Origin of the sequence: Pseudomonas oryzihabitans NBRC 102199 (assembly GCF_000730625.1) — a bacterium.
Lineage (GTDB): Bacteria > Pseudomonadota > Gammaproteobacteria > Pseudomonadales > Pseudomonadaceae > Chryseomonas > Chryseomonas oryzihabitans.
On record NZ_BBIT01000013.1, the window covers coordinates 117,510 to 138,966 of the forward strand.

The window sequence follows — 21,457 nt, forward strand, 5'->3', positions numbered from 1 at the left end:
GCTCGGTTCTCGCGATTGGCGAGGTGCCGGGCCCTCGCTATAGTCAGGGCCCCTTATCCGGAGTTCCCCGATGTCCCAGATCACCATCGAACGCAGCCATTCACTCGGCCTGGAAAGCGTTCGCCAAAAGACCGACCAGCTGGCGGAAAAACTCACGCGCGACTATGGGGTGGCCTGCGCCTGGGAAGGCGATACCCTGAAGTTCACGCGCAGCGGTGTGGATGGGCGGATCGAGGTCGGTGAGGACCGGGTGCGGGTGCTGGCGACCCTGGGCATGATGTTCTCGATGCTCAGTGGCCAGATCGAGAAGGAAATCGAGCGCAAGCTGGACAAGGCCCTGGCGGCCTGAGTCCGCTCAGAGCATCAGCTTGACCGCGCTGACATGCGGGTCCCGCGTCTTGCCGGCGCGGGCCAGTTGTTCCAGGTAGTCGGCCCAGAGCGCGTCGCGGCGAATGCCCAGTTCATAGAGATAGTCCCAGCTGAACAGGCCGCTGTCGTGGCCGTCGTCGAAGGTCAGCTTGATGGCATAGCGCCCGGCCGGTTCGACGGCGCTGATGCCGACCTGCTGCTTGCCCCACTGCAATACCGGATTGCCGTGTCCCTGAACCTCGGCCGAGGGCGAATGCACGCGCAGGAATTCGGCGGGCAGCTCGAAGGTTTCCGCGCCATAGCTGACGCTGAGGGTCTTCGAAGCCTTGTGGAGCTGGATGGCGGTGGGAGTACGCATGGTGAGGTTCTCTGGGCGGTTTTGCAGTCTTTGCCTGAGGCCATCGCGGCCATGGCGGTCCGCCGATGCGGCCGCTCCTACAGGGTTCGATGTCTCCTGTAGGAGCGGCCGATGGCCGCGATCACGAATGCACCAAACCTACCGTTACAGTATATAGCGCGACAGGTCTTCGTCCTGGGCCAGTTCGCCCAGGTGGCCGTTCACATAGGCCGCGTCGATGACGATGGGCTCGCCATTCTGCTGGCCGGCGAGGTCGGCGGCGCTGAAGGACACCTCTTCCAGCAGGCGTTCCAGCAGGGTATGCAGGCGCCGGGCACCGATGTTCTCGGTCTTCTCGTTGACCTGCCAGGCGATCTCGGCGATGCGGGTGATGCCGTCGGCGGCGAATTCCACCAGCAGCCCCTCGGTCTTGAGCAGTTCGCGATACTGCTCGGTGAGCGAGGCGTGCGGCTCGGTGAGGATGCGCTCGAAGTCCTGCGGGGTCAGCGCCTTGAGCTCGACGCGGATCGGCAGACGACCCTGCAGCTCCGGCACCAGATCGCTGGGCTTGGACAGGTGGAAGGCGCCCGAGGCGATGAACAGGATATGGTCGGTCTTGACCATGCCCAGCTTGGTGTTGACGGTGCAGCCCTCGATCAGCGGCAGCAGGTCGCGCTGCACGCCTTCGCGGGACACATCGGCACCGCTGGTGTTGCCGCGCTTGGCGACCTTGTCGATCTCGTCGATGAAGACGATGCCGTGCTGTTCGACGGCTTCCAGGGCGCGGCCCTTGAGTTCTTCTTCGTTGACCAGACGGGCGGCTTCCTCGTCACGCACCAGCTTGAGCGCTTCCTTGACCTTGAGCTTGCGCTGCTTGGTCTTGCCCTTGTGCATGCCGGCGAAGAGATTCTGCAGCTGGCTGGTCATCTCCTCCATGCCGGGCGGGGTCATGATCTCGACGCCGGCAGGGGCATCGGCCACCTCGATGTCGATTTCCTTGTCGTCCAGCTGGCCTTCGCGCAGGCGCTTGCGGAACAGCTGGCGGGTGTTGCTATCGGTCGACGCCGGCTGGGGTTCGTTGCTGAAGCCTACCGAGGGACGCGCCGGCGGCAGCAGGGCATCGAGGATGCGCTCTTCGGCGGCGTCTTCGGCGCGATGGCGGTTACGCACCATCTCCTGCTCGCGCAGCATCTTCACCGCGGCATCGGCGAGGTCACGGATGATGGACTCGACGTCGCGGCCGACATAGCCGACCTCGGTGAACTTGGTGGCTTCCACCTTGAGGAAGGGCGCATTGGCCAGCTTGGCCAGGCGGCGGGCGATTTCGGTCTTGCCCACACCCGTCGGGCCGATCATCAGGATGTTCTTGGGCGTGACCTCGGGGCGCAGCTCGACCGGCAGCTGCATGCGCCGCCAGCGGTTGCGCAGGGCGATGGCCACGGCGCGCTTGGCGTCGTCCTGGCCGATGATGTGGCGATTGAGTTCGTGGACGATCTCGCGGGGGGTCATGGACATGGGCAGTCTCTAAACCGGATCACGCCTGGGGCGCGTCCAGCTCCTCGATGGTCAGGTTGCGGTTGGTGAACACGCAGATGTCACCGGCGATATTCAGGGCGGTCTCGGCGATCTCGCGCGCACCCAGGTCGGTGTGCATGAGCAGGGCGCGGGCGGCGGCCTGGGCATAGGCGCCACCGGAACCCATGGCGATCAGGCCTTCTTCGGGCTCCACCACGTCGCCATTGCCGGTGATGATCAGGGAAGCGTCCTTGTTGGCGACCGCCAGCATGGCTTCCAGGCGGCGCAGGGCGCGGTCGGTGCGCCAGTCCTTGGCCAGCTCGACGGCGGCCCGGACCAGGTGGCCCTGGTGCTTCTCGAGTTGCGCCTCGAAGCGCTCGAAGAGGGTGAAGGCGTCGGCGGTACCGCCGGCGAAACCGGCCAGCACCTCGCCCCGGTACAGCCGCCGGACTTTCTTGGCGTTGCCTTTCATGACGGTATTGCCCAGGGAAACCTGGCCGTCGCCGCCGATCACGACCTTGCCGTTGCGGCGTACAGAAACGATGGTGGTCAAGGGAATCTCTCCGCGTTGCTTGGGGCAGTCAGCCCCGGTTACGCGGAGATATGGGGATGGCCGCGACGCCCTTCAAGCGCCGCGGCGAGGGATTGCTCCGATCAGTGACCGCGTCGCTGTTGCAGCAACAGATTCTTGAAGCCGCTGCCGGCGAGCTGTTTCTGCGCCTGGGTCAGCTGGTCGCGATCGCTGTAGGGACCGACCAGTACCCGGTACCAGGTGTCGTCCTTGACCTTGCCCGACTCTACCCGCACGTCCTGGCCAAGCATGATGATCTGGGCGCGGACCCGGTCGGCATCGGCCTGGGTGCGGAAGGACCCGGCCTGGAGGAAGAACAGCGTCACCGGCGGCTGGGCCTTGGTGGTGGCTTCCTTGGGCGGCGTGGCGGCCGGCTGGCCCGGCGTGGTCGCGGGCGTGGCCGGTGTCGCCGTGGCCGCCTGGCCGGGTTGCGCCGGGGTCGCGGCGGCATCCGGCTTGGCCGGGGTGGCCGGCTTGGCGGCCGGATTGCGCGGCACGGCATCCGGCGGCACGATCACCTCGGATTCCGGCAGCAGGGTATAGAAATCGTACTTGGGCTTGATCGGCGTGGGCGGCGTGCCCTCGGTCTTGCCGGCGGCGGTCGCGGCTGGCTTGCCGTTGCCCGCCGCGGCGGCCGGGCGACCCTCTTCCGGCTTGGCGCGCTGCACCGCCTTGTTGCCCGGTTCGAGCTTCATCAGGAACACCACGAAGGCCCCGATGGCCAGACCCGACGCGAGCCAGACCCAGCCGGGCAGGGGCTGTTTCTTGGGAGCCGAGGTGTTGCGACTGGCGCCGCGCTTGGGTGGGGCTTTCTTGGTGGCCATCAGGCGGTGATCCGTCTCTTACATGCGTTCCAGGGTGTGCAGACCGAGCAGTTCCAGACCCTGCTTGAGGGTGCGCCCGGTCAGGGCGGCCAGCCGCAGGCGGCTCTGGCGCAGGGCGGCGTCCTCGGCGGTCAGGATCGGGCAATTCTCGTAGAAGCTGGAGAACAGGCCGGCCAGGTCATAGAGGTAGCTGCACAGCAGGTGCGGGGTGCCCTTGTCGGCAACGCTGGCCAGGATCTCGCCGAATTGCGCCAGACGTCCGCCGAGGTCCTGCTCCTGGGGCGCGTCCAGGCGGATGCTGCCGGCGGGGTCGTTCTGCTCGGCCTTGCGCAGCACGCTGGCGACGCGGGTGTAGGCATACAGCAGATAGGGCGCGGTGTTGCCCTCGAAGCTGAGCATCTGTTCGAAGTTGAAGCTGTAGTCGCTGGTACGGTGCTTGGACAGGTCGGCGTACTTGACCGAGGCGATGCCCACCACGCGGCCGATGTGGCGCAATTCGTCCTCGCTGAAGGGCGCTTCGCCACGCTCGGCGCGACCGGCATTGCGCTCCTTGACCAGTTGGTAGGCGCGTTCCTCGGCTTCGTCGAGCAGGTCGACCAGCTTGACGGTGCCACCGTCGCGGGTCTTGAACGGACGGCCGTCGGCGCCGTTCATGGTGCCGAAGCCCATGTGCTCGAGGTCCATGGCCGCATCGACGAAACCGGCGCGGCGCGCCACCTCGAAGGCCATCTGGAAGTGCAGGGCCTGGCGCTGATCGACGAAGTAGAGCGCGCGATCGGCGTGCAGCTGGCGGCTGCGATAGCGCATGGCGGCCAGGTCGGTGGTGGAATAGAGATAGCCACCGCCGGCCTTCTGCACGATCACCGGCAGCGGATTGCCCTCGGCGTTCTTGAATTCGTCGAGGAAGACGCAGCGGGCGCCGTCGCTCTCGGTGAGCAGACCGGCGGCGTCCAGATCGGCCACCACCTGGGCCAGGTCGTCGTTGTAGGCGCTCTCGCCCTTGACGTCGGCCGGGGTCAGCTTGACGTTGAGGCGATCGTAGACCTCCTGGCAGTGGGACAGGGAGACGGCGTTGAATCGCTCCCAGAGCCGCAGGCAGTGGGCATCGCCCGCCTGCAGCGCCACCACCAGTTCGCGGGCGCGGGCGGCGAATTCCGGCGAGGCGTCGAAGCGGCCCTTGGCGGCGCGATAGAACACCTCGAGATCGGCCAGCTCGCCTTCGGCGGCCTGGGGCTGCTCTTCCATGTAGGCCAGCAGCATGCCGAACTGGGTACCCCAGTCACCCACGTGGTTCTGGCGGATCACCTCGTCGCCGAGGAATTCCAGCACCCGCGCCACGGCATCACCAATGATGGTGGATCTCAGGTGACCGACGTGCATCTCCTTGGCCAGGTTCGGCGAGGAGAGGTCCACCACCACGCGCTGACGCGGCTCGTGGCTGGGCACGCCCAGGTGCGGATCGGCGAAGGCCGCATCCAGCCGCGCGGCCAGTTGCGCATGATTCTGGAAGAAGTTGAGAAAGCCGGGGCCGGCGATCTCCACCTTGCTCACCGCCGGATCGGCGGGCAGGGCGGCCAGCAGCTTCTCGGCCAGGTCACGGGGCTTGGCCCGGGCCGGTTTGGCCAGCAGCAGGGCGACGTTGCTGGCGAAATCGCCGTGGCTCTTGTCCTTGGTGTTCTCGACCTGGATGGCCGGGGCCACGTCGGCCGGCAGGGTGCCGTCGGCGATCAGGCGGTCGAGGGCGTGCTGGATGAGCTGGCGGATGCTGTCTTTCATGGTCTTTGGCCTTCGGCGTGCGCCGAGCGCGCACTGCGATGAAAACCCGGCATTATCCGTGGCGAGCCCGGCCTTGCCAATGGTAAGCCTATGCCACTAGAAGAGATCGATGGGATCCACATCCAGCGACCAGCGCACCTGGCGGGCTTCGGGCAGGCTTTCCAGCTGGACGACCCAGATGCCCAGCAGCCGGTGCAGGGGCGCGCGACTGCTGCTCTGCAGCAGCAACTGGGCCCGATGGCGACCGGCGCGTCTTTCCATTGGCGCCGGTACCGGACCAAGCAACTCCACCTGGGGCAGGGCGAGATTGACCGCCAGGCCCTCGGCGACGTGATAGGCCGCCTCGAGAAAATTCTCCACCTGATCCTGGCGATGGGCGTCGGCTCGCAGCAGCGCCAGATAGGCGAAGGGCGGCAGGCCGGCGGCGCGGCGTTCCTGCAGGGCCTGGCGGGCAAAGGCCGGATAGCCTTCCTCGGCCAGTTGCACCATGAGCGGATGATCGGCCAGATGGGTCTGGATCAGCACCTGGCCCGGTTCCTCGGCGCGCCCGGCACGGCCAGCCACCTGGACGATCTGCTGGGCCATGCGCTCGCTGGCGCGGAAGTCGGCGGAAAACAGCCCGCTGTCGGCGTCCAGCACGGCGACCAGGGTCACCTTGGGAAAGTGGTGCCCCTTGGCGAGCATCTGGGTGCCGACCAGGATGCAGGGCGCGCCGCTGTGGATGGTTCTCAGCAGCTTGCCCAGGGCGTCCTTGCGCGCCGTGGTGTCGCGGTCGATGCGCAGCACCGGGACGTCCGGGAACAGCAGCTGCAGGCGTTCCTCGGCGCGTTCGGTGCCGGCACCCACCGGACGCAGGTCGAGCTTGCCGCAGGAGGGGCAGTGGCGCGGGGGCGTCTGGCGCTGATCGCAATGGTGGCAGCGCAACTCGCCGGAGCCGCGGTGATAGGTCATGCGGGCGTCGCAGCGCGGGCATTGGGCCAGCCAGCCGCAATCGTGGCAGAGCAGGGTGGGGGCGAAGCCGCGACGATTGAGGAACACCAGCACCTGCTGGCCCCGTTCCAGGGTAGCGCCCATGGCCTTGAGCAGCGGTTGGGACAGGCCGCTGTCCAGGGGGCGACTGCGCACGTCCAGGCGCTCGAAGCGCGGCGGCTGGGCGCCACCGGCGCGGAGTGACAGACGCAGATGGGCGTAACGCCCCTGCTCGGCGTTGTGCAGGCTTTCCAGCGAGGGCGTGGCCGAACCCAGCACCACCGGTAGATTCTCGAAGCGCGCGCGGACCACCGCCAGGTCGCGGGCGTGGTACCTCAGGCCTTCCTGCTGTTTATAGGAGGCGTCGTGTTCTTCGTCGACGATGATCAGCCCGGGGTGCTTGAGCGGGGTGAACAGCGCCGAGCGGGTGCCCACCACGATGTCCAGTTCGCCATCGCGGGCGGCCAGCCAGATGTCCATGCGCTCGCGATCGGTCAGCGCCGAATGCAGCAGGGCGATGCGCGCATTGAAGCGCTGTTCGAACCGACCCAGGGTCTGGGGCCCCAGGTTGATCTCGGGGATCAGCAGCAGGGCCTGACGTCCCGCTTCCAGGGTGGCGCGGATCAGCTGCAGATAGACCTCGGTCTTGCCGCTGCCGGTCACCCCTTCCAGCAGATAACAGTGGAAGCCGCTGCCGGCGCGGACCGCTTCGTAGGCCAGGCGCTGCTCGCCGTTGAGCGGCAGCTCGGCCTGGGCGAGCCAGGCGCCCTGGTGCCGATGCGGCTGGTGATAGCGGGTCTCCACCTGGACCAGGCCCTTGGCCTGCAGGAGGTCGAGGCTGTCCTTGACCAGGCCGAGCTGGCCGAGCAATTCGTGCAGCACGCCATGGGGATGCTGGCGCAGAGTCTTGAGCGCCTCGCGCTGGCGCGGCGCCCGGGCCAGGCGCGGATCTTCCGGGCGGGCTTCGGGTTGGGCGATCCAGAAGCGCTGCAGCCTTCGCTCCGCCGGTTCTCCCTGACGCAAAAGGGCAGGAAGTGCCCAGCTCAGGGTATCACCTAGGCTGTGCTGATAGTACTGGGCGGACCACTGGCAGAGTTCGAACAGCGCGCTCGGCAGTGGCGGACGCTCGTCGAGCAGCTGCAGCGCCTTGCGCAGCTTGTCCGGCGGCACCTCGGTCTCCTGGGCGACCTCGATCAGGACCCCGATCACCTCGCGGCGGCCAAAGGGCACCCGCAGCCGCACGCCCGGGCGCAACTGCTCCTCGACCGCTCCCTTGGGCGGCAGATAGTCGAACAGGCGGCGCAGCGGGGAGGGCAGCGCCAGGCGCAGGATCAGGGGCACGGCAGGGCTCGCAGGAGGAAAGCCCGATGGTAGCAGACGGGCGGTGTGGGGGCTGCTTGCACCTCTTAGCTGCTCTGGTATGATTTGCAGCCCAAATCTGTGCGGTATCCGGCAATGGCGCCGGGTGGCGGCACAGCTAGACCCCGAGGATAGCCCCATGAAAGCTGATATCCATCCGCAGTACGATGCCATCGAAGCCACCTGCAGCTGCGGCAACGTCATCAAGACCCGCTCGACCCTGAGCAAGAACATTCACCTGGACGTCTGCTCCGAATGCCACCCGTTCTACACCGGCAAGCAGAAGGTCCTGGACGCTGGCGGCCGTATCGACCGCTTCAAGCAGCGCTTCGGCGTGTTCGGCAGCAGCAAGTAATGCGCTGCCGTCGACCATCTCCGCATGGTTCGACACTGAAGAAGGCGTCCCTCTGGGGCGCCTTTTTCGTTTCTGGCCTGACCGGCGCGCCCGCGGCCCTGGCGGCGGCGTGCCCGCTGCTGCCTGGTGGCCAGGAGGTGATGGTCCGGCAGGTGGTGGATGGCGATACCCTGCGCCTGGTCGACGGCCGCTCGGTCCGGCTGATCGGCGTCAATGCGCCCGAGCTGGGCAAGTCCGGCGGTACCGCCCAGCCCTATGCCGAGGCAGCGCGCCGGCGCCTGCAGGAACTGGTCGCGGCCAGCGACGAGCGCCTGCGGCTGGTGCCGGGCAGCGAGGCGACCGACCATTGCGGTCGCACCCTGGCGCATCTCTATGATCGCGAAGGCGACAATCTGGAAGCCCGGTTGATCGCCGAGGGTCTCGGCTATGCCGTCGCCATCGCGCCCAATATCCGGCTGGCCGATTGTCAGGCCGCCGCGCAAAGCCAGGCGCGCCGGGCGCGCCTTGGGGTCTGGAAGCAGGCGCCGACTCCCGCCACCCGGATCGCGGAAGGCGGTTTCGCCGTGGTGCAGGGGCGTCTGCTGGACGTCGAACGCAATCGCGGCGGCCTCTGGCTGCAGTTCGAAGGCGATCTGGTGGTCAATGTCCCCGAGCGCTTCGTCGAGGCCTTCGACGGCGTGCCGCTGCATCAATGGATCGGCCGCCAGCTCGAGGCGCGGGGCTGGATTTCCGATCGCAGCCGGCGCCAGGAAGCGGGGCGCGCCCGCTGGCAGATGACCTTGAGCGATCCGCACATGCTGGATTTGCAGGTTGAATCGTTTTAGCCGAAAGTCGTATTGCGATTGATTTCAGGCATATGGCCGATTGCTTGTGGCACCTTGAGTCTTTGCGTATTCTCGCCCGACCCAAGACCCACACCACGCGGATATACCAATAATGTCTGATCTCAAAACCGCTGCCCTCGAATACCACGCCCAGCCGCGCCCCGGCAAACTCAGCGTCGAGCTGACCAAGCCCACCGCGACCGCCCGCGACCTGTCCCTGGCCTACAGCCCCGGCGTCGCCGAACCGGTCCGCGAGATCGGTCGCGATCCCGAACTGGCCTACCGCTACACCGGCAAGGGCAACCTGGTCGCCGTGATCTCCGACGGTACCGCCATCCTCGGCCTGGGCAACCTCGGCCCGCTGGCCTCCAAGCCGGTGATGGAAGGCAAGGGTGTGCTGTTCAAGCGCTTCGCCGGTGTGGACGTCTTCGACATCGAGGTGGACGCCGAGAGCCCCCAGGCCTTCATCGACACCGTCAAGCGCATCTCCATCACCTTCGGTGGCATCAACCTAGAAGACATCAAGGCGCCCGAGTGCTTCGAGATCGAGCGCGCCCTGATCGAGCAGTGCGACATCCCGGTGTTCCACGATGACCAGCACGGCACCGCCATCGTCACCGCCGCCGGCATGCTCAACGCCCTGGAAATCGCCGGCAAGCGCCTGGAAGACGCCAAGATCGTCTGCCTGGGTGCCGGTGCCGCCGCCATCTCCTGCATGCGCCTCCTGGCCAGCATGGGCGCCAAGGTCGAGAACATCTACATGATCGACCGTCAGGGCGTGGTCCACAGCGGCCGCAACGACCTGAACCAGTACAAGGCGGCCTTCGCCACCGAGACCAGCAAGCGCACCCTGGACGATGCCCTCGAGGGTGCCGACGTCTTCGTCGGTCTGTCCGGCCCGAACCTGCTGTCGGCCGAAGGCCTCAAGCGCATGGCGGCCAACCCCATCGTCTTCGCCTGCTCCAACCCGGATCCGGAAATCACCCCCGAGCTGGCCCATGCCACCCGCGACGACGTGATCATGGCCACCGGTCGTTCCGACTACCCGAACCAGGTCAACAACGTCCTCGGCTTCCCCTTCATCTTCCGCGGTGCCCTGGACGTCCGCGCCCGGGTCATCAACGAAGAAATGAAGATCGCCGCCGCCCTGGCCCTGCGTGACCTGGCCAAGCTGCCGGTGCCCAAGGAAGTCTGCGAAGCCTACAAGGTCGACAGCCTGAGCTTCGGCCGCGAGTACATCATTCCCAAGCCGATGGATGCGCGCCTGATCACCCTGGTATCCGATGCCGTGGCCAAGGCCGCCATCGAGACCGGCGTGGCCACGCTGCCCTATCCGGCGAACTATCCGCTGAAGTCGGTGGATGACGTCTTCGCCAAGTAAGGTCCGAAGCAATAAAAAAACCCCGCCGCGGCGGGGTTTTTTATTGACTGGAGATCAGAAGATGTCCATGGGCACCGTTTCGCTGGAGGGTAGCGGTGTGCCGGGCGCCACGCCAGGCGGCAGCTCGTCCAGACTCGGCGGGGTGTCCTCGCTCTTGAACAGCTCGAAGTAGGCGTTGGGCGTGCCGGGCGGCGCAGCGCGACCGGTGGTGGGGTCCACGCGGATGGAGACGATGCCTTCCGGTTCCTTGAGCTGATGCGGCGGCTTGTCCTTGAGCGCCGCGCCCATGTAGCTCATCCAGATCGGCAGGGCCACGGTGCCACCGAATTCCTGGCGACCCAGGGTCTCGGGCTGATCGAAGCCGGCCCAGACCGTGGTCACGTAGTCGCCGTTGTAGCCGGAGAACCAGGTGTCCTTGGATTCGTTGGTGGTACCGGTCTTGCCGGCCAGGTCGTTGCGACCCAGTTCCAGCGCCTTGCGCCCAGTGCCGCGCTTGATCACGTCCTGCAGCATGCTGTTCATGATGAAGGCGTTGCGCGGGTCGATGACCTGGGGCGCGAACACCGGCGCCGGATTGGCCGGATCGGCCGCGGCGGTATCGGCCGCCGGCGTGACCTCGACGCCCGGGGCAGCCTTGGCCTGCGCCTGCTGGGGCACCCGCGGCGCGGCAGTGCGATAGACCACCTTGCCGTCGCGATCGGTCACGTGATCGACCACGTAGGGGGTCACCTTGTAACCCTCGTTGGCGAACACCGACCAGCCGGTGGCGACTTCCAGCGGCGTCAGGCCCGGGGTGCCGAGAGCGAGGGACAGGTTGCGCGGCAACTGGTCGCGCTCGAAGCCGAAGCGACTGACGTAGTCCAGCGCATAGTCGATGCCGATGGCCTGCAGCACCCGGATGGACACCAGGTTGCGCGAGCGATACAGCGCCTCGCGCAGGCGGATGGGGCCGAGGAAGGTGTTGTTGTCGTTCTTTGGTCGCCAGGCTTCGTCGGGATTCTCGTCCATGAAGACGATGGGCGCATCGTTGACCAGGCTGGCGGCGGTGAAGCCCTTTTCCAGGGCCGCGCTATAGATGAACGGCTTGAAGCTGGAGCCGGGCTGGCGGCGGGCCTGGGTCGCGCGGTTGTAGTTGCTCTGCTCGAAGGAGAAGCCACCGATCAGAGCACGGATGGCGCCATCCTGGGGGTCGAGGGAGACCAGGGCGCTCTGCGCCTTGGGGATCTGCGAGAACTTCAGGCTGCCATCGTCCTGGCGCTGCACCCGGATCAGGTCGCCGACCTTGACCACGTCGGCCGGACCGTTCGGCCGCGGCCCCAGGCTGTTGGCGCTGAGGTAGGGGCGGGCCCACTTCATCGAATCCCAGGAGACTGCCTCTTCCTTGCCCTCGCGGGTCAGGACCATGATCCCGCTCTTTTCCACCTGGGTGACGATGGCCGGATCCTGGCCGCCGACGATGCGCTGCTTCTGGATCAGTGCGGTCCACTCGGCCCGGCTGCGGTTGGGCCACTGGGCCTCGGGTCCGCGGTAGCCATGGCGGCGGTCGTAGTCGGTCAGGCCGTCGCGCACGGCCTCGAAGGCGTCTGTCTGCAGCCGGCTGTCGATGGTGGTATAGACCTGGTAGCCATCGGTATAGGCGTCACCGCCATAGCGGCCGACCATTTCCGCCCGCGCCATCTCGGCGATGTAGGGGGCGTTGAGCTCGGGAATGGCGACGTGGTGATAGGCCTCAAGCGGCTCGGCGATGCCGGCCTGGTAGGCCGCCTGATCGATATAACCGAGCTTGAACATGCGTTCGAGAATCCAATTGCGTCTTTCCAGGCTACGCTCAGGATTAGCGACCGGGTTGTAACGCGACGGCGCCTTGGGCAGACCAGCGATCATCGCCATCTGGGCAACGGTCAGGTCCTTGATGGACTTGCCATAGTAGACCTGGGCGGCGGCCTCGATGCCGTAGGCGCGGTTGCCCAGGTAGATCTTGTTGACGTAGAGCTCGAGGATCTCGTCCTTGGTCAGTTGGCGCTCGATTTGCAGCGCCAGGAGGATCTCGGTGAATTTGCGCGAGAAGCTGCGTTCGCTGGTCAGGAAGTAGTTCTTGGCGACCTGCATGGTGATGGTGCTGCCGCCGGTCTGGATGTGTCCGGTCTTGACCAGCTGGCTCACCGCTCGCGCCAGGCTTTTCACATCCACGCCATAGTGATTGGCGAAGTTGTCATCCTCGGCGGAGAGCAGGGCATGGATGAAATCGGGCGGTATCTCGTTAAACCGCAGCGGCGAGCGGCGCATTTCACCGAATTCGGCGATGAGTTTGCCGTCCGCGCTGTACACCCGCAGAGGGATCTGCAGTTGCACGTTTCGCAGGGCGTCGATGGAGGGCAGGCTGGGGCTGAGGTAGAGGAAGGCACCGCTGAGACCCAGCAAAAGGCTGCAGACCAGGGCGACCAACGACCACCAGAAAAATTTCAGAACACGCATCAAGAGACTTTTCGAATGGAAAGAAGGAAAGGGCGACAGGTGAGGGTCAGCCTACACGGCGTCGCCATTATAGGCGCGTTTGGCGGTTGGCCGCTATTTGCTCGGGTGTCAAGTCTGTTATCTAATGCCCGTCCGCGGAAGACCACCGTCGCTCATAGGGAACTGATGTGCTAGGGCTATTCAGAAAGAAGGCGAATACGCTGCTGGGTATCGACGTCAGTTCGACATCCGTGAAACTCATCGAGTTGAGCCGTGCAGGCGGGCGCTATCGGGTGGAGGCCTATGCGGTCGAACCCCTGCCGGCCAATGCCGTGGTCGAGAAGAACATCGCCGAACTCGAAGGCGTGGGCCAGGCCATCGGCCGGGTGCTGGTCAAGGCGCGCACCTCCGCGCGCAGCGCTGCCGTGGCCGTCTCCGGCTCGGCGGTGATCGCCAAGACCATCGAGATGGACGCCGGTCTGACCGACGACGAGCTGGAAAACCAGATCAAGCTGGAAGCCGACCAGTACATTCCCTATCCGCTGGACGAGGTCGCCATCGATTTCGAGGTGCAGGGGCCGTCGCCGCGCAACGCCGAGCGCGTCGAGGTGCTGCTGGCCGCCTGCCGGAAGGAAAACGTCGAGGTCCGCGAAGCGGCCCTGGCGCTGGCCGGCGTCTCGGCCAAGGTGGTCGACGTCGAGGCCTATGCCCTGGAGCGCGCCTATCAGCTGCTGGCCAATCAGCTCGGTGGCCACGTCGACGACCTGACCGTGGCGGTGGTCGACATCGGCGCCACCATGACCACCCTGAGCGTGCTGCACAACGGCAAGACCATCTACACCCGCGAACAGCTGTTTGGCGGTCGCCAGCTCACCGAAGAGATCCAGCGTCGCTATGGCCTGTCGGTGGAAGAGGCCGGTCTGGCCAAGAAGCAGGGCGGGCTGCCGGACGACTACCAGAGCGAGGTGCTGACGCCCTTCCGCGAGGCGGTGGTGCAACAGGTGGCGCGTTCGCTGCAGTTCTTTTTCGCCGCCGGGCAATACAATGATGTGGACTACATCTTGCTTGCTGGAGGAACCGCGTCAATTTCCGGACTCGACCGTTTGATCCAGCAGAAAATCGGCACCCCCACGGTCCTGGCCAATCCCTTCGCCGACATGACCGTCAGCAACAAGGTCAACGCGGCGGCCCTGGCGGGTGACGCCCCGGCGCTGATGATCGCCTGCGGCCTGGCCATGAGGAGTTTCGACTAGATGGCCCGCATCAACCTCTTGCCTTGGCGGGAGCAGCTGCGCGAAGAAAGGCGCAAGCAGTTCCTGGTGATCCTGGGTGGCATCTTCGTGCTCTCCTGTGGCGCCGTGTTTCTCGGCGACCAGTACCTGTCCGGCGAGATCGCCCGCCAGGAGGCGCGCAATGCCTTCATCCAGCAAAACATTGCCCAGCTGGATGTGCGCATCAAGGAGATCAGCGAACTCAAGACCCGTCGTCAGCAACTGCTGGCGCGGATGAAGATCATCCAAGACCTGCAGGGCAACCGCCCGGTCATCGGCCATGTCTTCGATCAACTGGTGCGGACGCTGCCGGACGGCGTGTATTTCCGCGAGCTGAAGATGCAGGGTGACACCCTGTCGATCAGCGGCGAGGCGGAATCCAACAACCGGGTCTCCAACCTGATGCGTAATTTGGATGCCTCGGACTGGTTCGCCTCGCCTACGCTGATCGAGGTGAAGGCCACCACCGCAGGTGCGGTGGACCAGGCCAATACCTTCCAGCTCACCGTCAAGCAGACCCAGCCCGGCGCCCCTGCGACACCGGCCCCGCTCGCCCAGGGAGGCAAACCATGAGTCTCGCCGATTCCCTGGCCAGCCTGCGCAAGGTCGACATCAACGACCTCAATCTCGAGAATCTGGGTTCCTGGCCCAAGCCGGTCAAGGTCATCGCCTGCCTGCTGATCGTGCTGGTGGTGCTGCTGCTCGGCTATCAGTTCCACCTGAGCGACATGCAGGCCCAGCTGGATAGCCAGCGCAACCAGGAAGAGACCCTCAAGCAGCAATACGCCAGCAAGGCCTTCCAGGCGGCCAATCTGGATGCCTACAAGCAGCAGATGGTGGAGATGGAAGAATCCTTCGGTGCCCTGCTGCGGCAACTGCCCGGCGACACCGAGGTGCCGGCGCTGCTGGAGGACATCACCCGCACCGGTCTTGGCAGTGGCCTGGAGTTCGAGCAGATCAAGCTGTTGCCCGAGGTCACCCAGCAGTTCTATGTCGAGTTGCCGATCCAGATCACCGTGGTGGGCAGCTATCATGACCTGGCCACCTTCGTCAGCAGCGTGTCCAGCCTGCCGCGCATCGTCACCCTGCACGACTTCGACCTCAAGCCGGTGGACGACAGAAACGCCAATGGCGGCGGCACGGTCTCCGGAGGCGGCGGCAAGTTGCGCATGAATGTCCTGGCCAAGACCTATCGCTACAACGACAAGGGGCTCGGCAAATGAGGACGCCCCTGTTGTTATGCCTGCTGACCGGCGTGCTGGTCGGCTGCGGTTCCAGCGATACCAGCGATCTGCAGGCCTTCATGGACGAAACCCGCGCCAAGCCGCGTGGTTCCATCGAGCCGCTGCCGCAGTTTCGCGCCTACGAACCCTTCACCTATGCGGCTTCGGCCCTGCGCAGCCCCTTCCAGGCACCGGTACGCATCGATCCCACGGTGCGCCAGCGCGGAACCGGCAACATCAAGCCGGACGTGAATCGGCCCAAGCAGTTTCTCGAAGGCTTCAACATCGAGACCTTCAGCATGGTCGGCATCCTGGCCAATGCCAGTGGCCGCTATGCGCTGGTCAACGGCGCCGGGGGCGTGCATCGCGTCAAGGTGGGCGACTACCTGGGACGCAATGACGGGCGCATCACCAAGATTACCGATGGCGAGATCGACGTGATCGAAATCGTCCCGGATGGCGAGGGTGGCTGGCTGGAACGGCCGCGCACCATCACCTTGAAGGAAAAGACTTAAATGGGCGGGGCGAGCACTGTGAACACTACTATCGCGGGACGACTGGGGCTGGGCCTGGCCCTGCTGCTGAGCAGCCTGGCCGGCCAGGCTCTGGCAGCCGATCTGCAGGCCTTGAACGTCGCCTCCCTGCCCGGGGATCGCATCGAACTCAAGCTGACCTTCGATCAGCCGGTGCCGGTGCCCAAGGGCTACACCATCGAGCAGCCGGCGCGCATCGCCCTGGATCTGCCCGGCGTTGCCAACAAGCTCGGTACCAAGAGCCGTGAGCTGGGCAATGGCAATGCCCGCAGCGTGACGGTGGTCGAGGCGGGCAACCGCACCCGCCTGATCATCAATCTCACCAATCTGGCCAGCTACGACACCCGGGCCGACGGTCGCAACCTGTTCGTCACCATCGGGGGCACCGCCGGTCGCCAGACCGCCAGCGCCCAGGCCAACCTGACGCCCAACCTGCCGCGCGCCGCTGCGCCGACCACCGTGACCGCGCCGTCGTCCGCTCCCTTGCCCGGCGCGATCGCCCGCACGCCGCTGCCGCCGACCCAGGCCACCTCTACCGTGGCGGCCATGACCGCGCCGCGGCCGCAATTGCGCGGCAAGGCGATCCGCCATATCGATTTCCAGCGTGGGCCCCAGGGCGAGGGCAACGTGGTCATCGACCTGAGCGAGACCGGCATCAATCCGGACATCCAGGAGCAGGGCGGCAAGATTCGCCTGACCTTTGCCGGTACCCAGCTGCCTGAAGAGCTGCGGGTACGGCTGGACGTCAAGGATTTCGCCACCCCGGTGCAGTTCGTCAACGCCTCCGCTGACAGCGGCGGGGCGTCCATCGTCATCGAGCCGACCGGTACCTACGACTACCTGGCCTACCAGACCAACAACCGTCTGACCCTGAGCGTCAAGCCGCTCACCACCGAGGAAAAGGAAAAGCGCGCAGCCGATCGCTTCACCTATACCGGCGAGAAGCTGTCGCTGAACTTCCAGGACATCGATGTCCGCTCGGTGCTGCAGCTGATCGCCGACTTCACCAATCTCAACCTGGTGGCGAGCGACACCGTGCAGGGCAACATCACCCTGCGCCTGCAGAACGTGCCCTGGGACCAGGCGCTGGATCTGATCCTCAAGACCAAGGGGCTGGACAAGCGCCAGATCGGCAACGTGCTGCTGGTGGCCCCGGCCGACGAGATCGCCGCCCGCGAACGTCAGGAGCTGGAGTCCCAGAAGCAAATCCAGCAACTGGCCCCCTTGCGTCGCGATCTGATCCAGGTCAACTACGCCAAGGCCGCCGACATCGCCAAGCTGTTCCAGTCGGTGACCAGTGCCGACAAGACCGCCGACGAGCGTGGTTCCATCTCGGTGGACGAACGCACCAACAGCATCATCGCCTACCAGACCCAGAATCGCCTGGACGAACTACGCCGCATCGTCTCCCAGCTGGACATCCCGGTGCGCCAGGTAATGATCGAGGCGCGCCTGGTGGAGGCCAACGTCGACTACAGCAAGCAGCTGGGCGTGCGCTGGGGCGGTAACGCCAGTTCGGGCAACTTCGCGGTCTATGGCAAGGACGGCGCCACCACGGTCGACCCCACTACCGGTCAGGCCTTCCTGCCGGGTACCAGTACCGTGGGTAACTTCACCTCGACCAACGGCGTCGCGCCCACGCCTTTCGTCGACATGGGCGTTTCCGGCAGCACCTCGGGCATCGGCATCGGCTTCATGGTCGGTGGCAAGATGCTCGACCTGCAGCTGTCGGCCCTGCAGTCCAGTGGCAATGGCGAGATCATCTCCCAGCCCAAGGTGGTGACCTCGGACAAGGAGACCGCCAAGATCCTGCGCGGTACCGAGATCCCCTACCAGGAAGCCAGCTCCAGCGGTGCCACCAGCACCAGCTTCAAGCAGGCCGCCCTGTCGCTGGAGGTCACACCGCAGATTACCCCGGACAACCGCATCATCATGGAGGTCAAGGTCAACAAGGATGCCCCTGACTACCAGAATGCACTCAACGGCGTACCGCCGATCAGCAAGAACGAGGTCAATGCCAAGGTACTGGTGAGCGATGGCGAGACCATCGTACTGGGCGGGGTGTTCTCCAACACCCAGACCAAGTCCACCACCAAGGTGCCGATGCTGGGCGACATTCCCTATGTCGGCCGACTGTTCCGCCGGGATTCGGTCACCGACAGCAAAGTCGAGCTGCTGATCTTCCTCACGCCGCGTATCATGAACAACCAGGCGATAGCGGTTGGTCGATGACATAAGTGCGTAATCTGTTTCTCGTAGGACCGATGGGCTCGGGCAAGAGCACCATCGGCCGGCTCCTGGCGAAGGAATTGCGGCTGCCGTTCAAGGATTCCGACAAGGTAATCGAAGAACGTACCGGTGCCGACATCCCCTGGATCTTCGATGTGGAAGGCGAGCAGGGCTTTCGCGAGCGCGAACGCGCCGCGATCGCCGAGCTGTGCGCGGAAAACGGCCTGGTGATGGCCACCGGCGGTGGCGCCGTGCTGCGCGAGGACAATCGCCAGGCGCTCAAGCGCGGTGGGCGGGTCATCTATCTGCATGCCTCCATCGAGCAGCAGATCGAGCGCACCTCCCGCGATCGCAATCGCCCGCTCCTGCAGACCGCCGATCCCGCGGCGGTGCTTCGCACTCTCATGGCCATGCGCGATCCGCTGTACCGCGAAATCGCCGACATCATCATCGAGACCGACGAGCGGCCGCCCCGGCTGGTCGTACTGCAGATACTCGACCGTCTGAAAGCCCTGGCACCGCATTAAAGCCGCAGGCGTTCTGCGCTATGCTAGGCGCCCTTTGAATCAAGGTGACGGCATGCGGACTCTTCACGTCGAGCTCGGTGAGCGCAGCTACCCGATCTACATCGGCCAGGGCCTTCTGGATCAGCCGGAATGCTTCCTGCCCCATCTCGCCGGGCGCAAGGTGGCGATCGTCACCAACGAAACCATCGCGCCGCTCTATCTGGAGCGCCTGCTGCGCACCCTGGGCGATCGCCAGGTCAGCTCGATCGTGCTGCCCGATGGCGAGGCGCACAAGAACTGGGAAACCCTGCAGCTGATCTTCGACGGTCTGCTGCAGGATCGTCATGATCGCAAGACCACCCTCATCGCCCTTGGTGGCGGGGTGGTCGGCGACATGGGCGGGTTCGCCGCGGCCTGTTATCAGCGCGGGGTGGACTTCATCCAGGTGCCGACCACGCTGCTGTCCCAGGTCGATTCCTCGGTGGGCGGCAAGACCGGCATCAACCACCCGCTGGGCAAGAACATGATCGGCGCCTTCTACCAGCCCAAGGCCGTGGTCATCGACACCGCCAGCCTGGCGACCCTGCCGGCGCGTGAACTGTCGGCGGGTCTGGCCGAGGTCATCAAGTACGGTCTGATCTGTGATGAGCCCTTCCTCGGCTGGCTCGAGGAGCATGTCGAGGCGCTCTTGGCGCTGGACCAGCAGGCACTCACCGAAGCCATCGAGCGCTCCTGCGCGGCCAAGGCCCAGGTGGTCGGCAGCGACGAGCGCGAGTCGGGTCTGCGGGCGATCCTCAACCTGGGGCATACCTTCGGCCACGCCATCGAGACCCACCAGGGCTATGGCGTCTGGCTGCACGGCGAAGCGGTTTCCGCCGGCATGGTCATGGCGCTGCAGATGTCCCTGCTGCTGGGCTGGCTCACGGCCGCCCAGCGCGACCGCGCCCTGCGCCTGCTGGTCCGGGCCGGGCTTCCCGTGGTACCGCCGGCCGACATGCAGCCGGCCGATTTCGAACGCCTCATGGCGGTGGACAAGAAGGTCCTGGATGGACAACTCCGGCTGGTACTGCTCAGTGATTTGGGCCAGGCCGTGGTGACCGCCGACTTCGCCCGCGACATTCTCGAGCAGACGCTGCGTACCGATTACCAAGCGCTGACCGCCCAGTAAGGAGAACAAGAGAGTCCCATGTCCAATCTGCACGCCGACGAAGCCTTCCTCGGTCACTATCAGTTCACTCACGACCCGTTCGCCGCCCGCGTTCCCGGTTTCAAATTCTTTCCGGCGCAGCGCAAGCCGGTGCTGGGTCAGTTGCATCACCTGGCCCGCTACAGCCAGTTGTTGCTGGTGGTCAGCGGTCCCGAGGGCAGCGGCAAGACGCTGCTGCGCCAGGCGCTGGCGGCCAGCACCAAGAAGGAAGCCGTGCACTGCGTGGTGATTTCCGCGCAGAACGGCGGCGACGCCCGCACCGTGCTGGCCCAGGTCGCCAAGGGCGTGGGCGCCGACAGCCAGACGCCGGCGGCCATTCTCGCGCAGGCGGCGGAAGTGCGCCTGGCGGGGCAGGAGGTCTACATCCTGGTGGATGACGCCGAGGCGCTGGCCACCCCCGCCCTGGAAGCCCTGCTGGAGCTGGCCGGTGGCGGCGAAAAGGAGCGTCTGCACGTCTTCCTGTTCGGCGAGGCGGAAGTGGTGATGCGCCTGGAGGACATCGCCCAGGGCGAAGAGCGCTATCACGCCATCGAATTGCTGCCCTACAGCGAAAGCGAGGCCGAGGAATATCTCGCCCAGCGCCTGGAAGGTGCCGGTCAGGGGCTGGAGATCTTTACCGACGAGCAACTCGCGACCATTCACCAGCGCTCCGGTGGCTGGCCCGGTCGGCTCAACGAGGAAGCCCGGGATGTCCTGGTGGCCGGCATGACCGCCCGGCGCAAGAAGGCCGCTGCTCCGGCGAAGGGCTCGCGCAATCTGCTGGCGGCGCTGCCGCGCAAGCATCTGGTCATTCTCGGGGTGGTGGTGCTGGCAGTCGGCGCCGCGGCGCTGTCGCTCAAGGGCGGCAAGAGCGAAACCCCGGCGACCGGCACGGCCGGGCAGGACCTGCCCATGGGCGGCCAGAACACCGCGTCCGCCGGCAAGGACGCCCAGGGGGCGCCCATCCAGTTCGATGGCTCTTCCAAGCCGCTACCCCTGCCGCTGGTGGGCGAGTCGCAGCCGGTCATCCGCGAACCCCTGGCGGAAGCGGCGGGAGGGCGTCAGGCTGGTACCGCTGCTGGCAACGACATGGGTGCGGGTGGCGTACCGCCCACCGTGACCACCGACGCCCCGCCCATCAGTGACGAGGACGAACTGCCCAGCCGGACACCGACACGCACGCCAGCGCCCAGCGCGCCGGCAGTGGCCGCTCCGGCGCCCCGGCATACCGCACCTGCGCCGACCCCCGCGCCGGCACCGGCCAAGCCGGCCCCGGCTGCTGCCCCTGCGCACACCGGTAGCGCTGCGGCGGGCTGGTACGGCAGTCAGGCGGGCAGCAAGTACGCCTTGCAGGTGGTGGGCACCAGCACCGAAAAGGCTGCGCAGGACTTCATCGCCGCCCAGGCCGACAGTGGCAACTTCCGCTATTTCAAGAAGAGCTACCAGGGCAAGGCGCTCTATGTGGTGACCTACGGCAACTTCGCCAATCGGGCGGCGGCCGAGGCGGCGGTCAAGCAGCTGCCGGCCAAGGTACAGGCCAGCAAGCCCTGGCCGCGGACCTTCGCCAGCATCCAGCAGGACATCGCCACCAGTCGCTGATTCTTGCCTGGCACGAAAAGAAAGCCCCGGCGCTATCACGAGAGTGACGCCGGGGCTTTCTGTTTTGCGTCATCGAATTTTCATCAGGTGTCATCAGTGTTTGTCGTAAGCGATTTTTTCGCTACACTGGTCAGCCTTTGACTGTCCGAAAAAAGTTCAAATAAGCGGACCGTTTT

The 21,457-nt window shown here is 65.8% G+C and carries 19 protein-coding genes; 12 read left to right on the top strand and 7 right to left on the bottom strand.

What is annotated here, in order from left to right; all coding sequences use genetic code 11:
* Positions 1-70 precede the first annotated feature (70 nt).
* Positions 71-349 carry a polyhydroxyalkanoic acid system family protein gene (locus POR01S_RS14325; protein ID WP_027598922.1) on the top strand — a complete coding sequence of 93 codons (279 nt, stop codon included), beginning with the start codon at positions 71-73 and terminating at the stop codon, positions 347-349.
* A 6-nt stretch (positions 350-355) separates the two neighbouring features.
* Here POR01S_RS14325 and POR01S_RS14330 read toward each other — a convergent pair whose 3' ends face one another.
* The 6 genes from POR01S_RS14330 to POR01S_RS14355 all read right to left on the bottom strand — a co-directional run bounded on the left by POR01S_RS14330 (position 356) and on the right by POR01S_RS14355 (position 7,702).
* Positions 356-727: a gamma-butyrobetaine hydroxylase family protein gene (locus tag POR01S_RS14330; protein ID WP_042136623.1), complete on the bottom strand. Its 372-nt coding sequence runs from the start codon at positions 725-727 to the stop codon at positions 356-358.
* A 144-nt stretch (positions 728-871) separates the two neighbouring features.
* Positions 872-2,221 carry an ATP-dependent protease ATPase subunit HslU gene (hslU, locus tag POR01S_RS14335; protein ID WP_042136625.1) on the bottom strand — a complete coding sequence of 450 codons (1,350 nt, stop codon included), beginning with the start codon at positions 2,219-2,221 and terminating at the stop codon, positions 872-874.
* Between the two features lie 19 nt (positions 2,222-2,240).
* The gene (hslV, locus tag POR01S_RS14340) at positions 2,241-2,774 is read right to left on the bottom strand and encodes an ATP-dependent protease subunit HslV (RefSeq protein ID WP_007161614.1); all 534 of its coding nucleotides are present in this window, start codon (positions 2,772-2,774) and stop codon (positions 2,241-2,243) included.
* Between the two features lie 101 nt (positions 2,775-2,875).
* Complete coding sequence (locus POR01S_RS14345; RefSeq protein ID WP_007161615.1) at positions 2,876-3,616, bottom strand: SPOR domain-containing protein; 741 nt, start codon at positions 3,614-3,616, stop codon at positions 2,876-2,878.
* Positions 3,617-3,634: 18 nt separating this feature from the next.
* Entirely contained in the window at positions 3,635-5,392 is a 1,758-nt protein-coding gene (gene argS, locus POR01S_RS14350) for an arginine--tRNA ligase (protein ID WP_042136627.1), read from the bottom strand.
* Between the two features lie 96 nt (positions 5,393-5,488).
* On the bottom strand, positions 5,489-7,702 hold the full coding sequence (locus POR01S_RS14355) for a primosomal protein N' (RefSeq protein WP_007161617.1): 2,214 nt from the start codon (positions 7,700-7,702) through the stop codon (positions 5,489-5,491).
* 157 nt (positions 7,703-7,859) lie between these two features.
* On the opposite strand from POR01S_RS14355, the gene rpmE reads away from it, so the two are divergent.
* From rpmE to POR01S_RS14370, 3 genes are all read left to right on the top strand, one after another.
* A complete protein-coding gene (rpmE, locus tag POR01S_RS14360; RefSeq protein WP_007161618.1) occupies positions 7,860-8,075 on the top strand; it encodes a 50S ribosomal protein L31 in 216 nt (71 codons plus the stop codon).
* Complete coding sequence (locus POR01S_RS14365) at positions 8,075-8,899, top strand: thermonuclease family protein (protein WP_042136630.1); 825 nt, start codon at positions 8,075-8,077, stop codon at positions 8,897-8,899. Before rpmE ends, POR01S_RS14365 begins: the two co-directional genes overlap by 1 nt.
* A 112-nt stretch (positions 8,900-9,011) precedes the next feature.
* Entirely contained in the window at positions 9,012-10,280 is a 1,269-nt protein-coding gene (locus POR01S_RS14370; protein ID WP_027598917.1) for a malic enzyme-like NAD(P)-binding protein, read from the top strand.
* A 54-nt stretch (positions 10,281-10,334) separates the two neighbouring features.
* Here POR01S_RS14370 and POR01S_RS14375 read toward each other — a convergent pair whose 3' ends face one another.
* Entirely contained in the window at positions 10,335-12,755 is a 2,421-nt protein-coding gene (locus POR01S_RS14375) for a penicillin-binding protein 1A (RefSeq protein WP_042136632.1), read from the bottom strand.
* Between the two features lie 167 nt (positions 12,756-12,922).
* Between POR01S_RS14375 and POR01S_RS14380 the strand changes: the two genes are divergently transcribed.
* From POR01S_RS14380 to POR01S_RS14415, 8 genes are read left to right on the top strand one after another with little or no spacing between them, the layout of a single operon-like run.
* On the top strand, positions 12,923-13,987 hold the full coding sequence (locus POR01S_RS14380) for a pilus assembly protein PilM (protein WP_042136635.1): 1,065 nt from the start codon (positions 12,923-12,925) through the stop codon (positions 13,985-13,987).
* Positions 13,988-14,578, top strand: coding sequence for a PilN domain-containing protein (locus POR01S_RS14385; protein WP_007161623.1), 591 nt, complete (start codon positions 13,988-13,990; stop codon positions 14,576-14,578).
* A complete protein-coding gene (gene pilO / locus POR01S_RS14390) occupies positions 14,575-15,228 on the top strand; it encodes a type 4a pilus biogenesis protein PilO (protein ID WP_007161624.1) in 654 nt (217 codons plus the stop codon). The genes POR01S_RS14385 and pilO overlap by 4 nt, the downstream gene beginning before the upstream one ends.
* Positions 15,225-15,743, top strand: a complete 519-nt coding sequence (locus POR01S_RS14395) for a pilus assembly protein PilP (RefSeq protein ID WP_027602907.1) — start codon at positions 15,225-15,227, stop codon at positions 15,741-15,743. Before pilO ends, POR01S_RS14395 begins: the two co-directional genes overlap by 4 nt.
* Positions 15,744-17,993, top strand: coding sequence for a type IV pilus secretin PilQ (locus POR01S_RS14400; protein WP_081875221.1), 2,250 nt, complete (start codon positions 15,744-15,746; stop codon positions 17,991-17,993).
* 5 nt (positions 17,994-17,998) lie between these two features.
* Positions 17,999-18,517 (top strand): shikimate kinase AroK, encoded by a 519-nt coding sequence (gene aroK, locus POR01S_RS14405; protein ID WP_007161627.1) that lies wholly within the window; start codon positions 17,999-18,001, stop codon positions 18,515-18,517.
* Positions 18,518-18,569: 52 nt separating this feature from the next.
* The gene (gene aroB / locus POR01S_RS14410; protein WP_007161628.1) at positions 18,570-19,664 is read left to right on the top strand and encodes a 3-dehydroquinate synthase; all 1,095 of its coding nucleotides are present in this window, start codon (positions 18,570-18,572) and stop codon (positions 19,662-19,664) included.
* Between the two features lie 18 nt (positions 19,665-19,682).
* Positions 19,683-21,281 (top strand): AAA family ATPase, encoded by a 1,599-nt coding sequence (locus POR01S_RS14415; RefSeq protein ID WP_042136639.1) that lies wholly within the window; start codon positions 19,683-19,685, stop codon positions 21,279-21,281.
* Positions 21,282-21,457 lie beyond the last annotated feature (176 nt).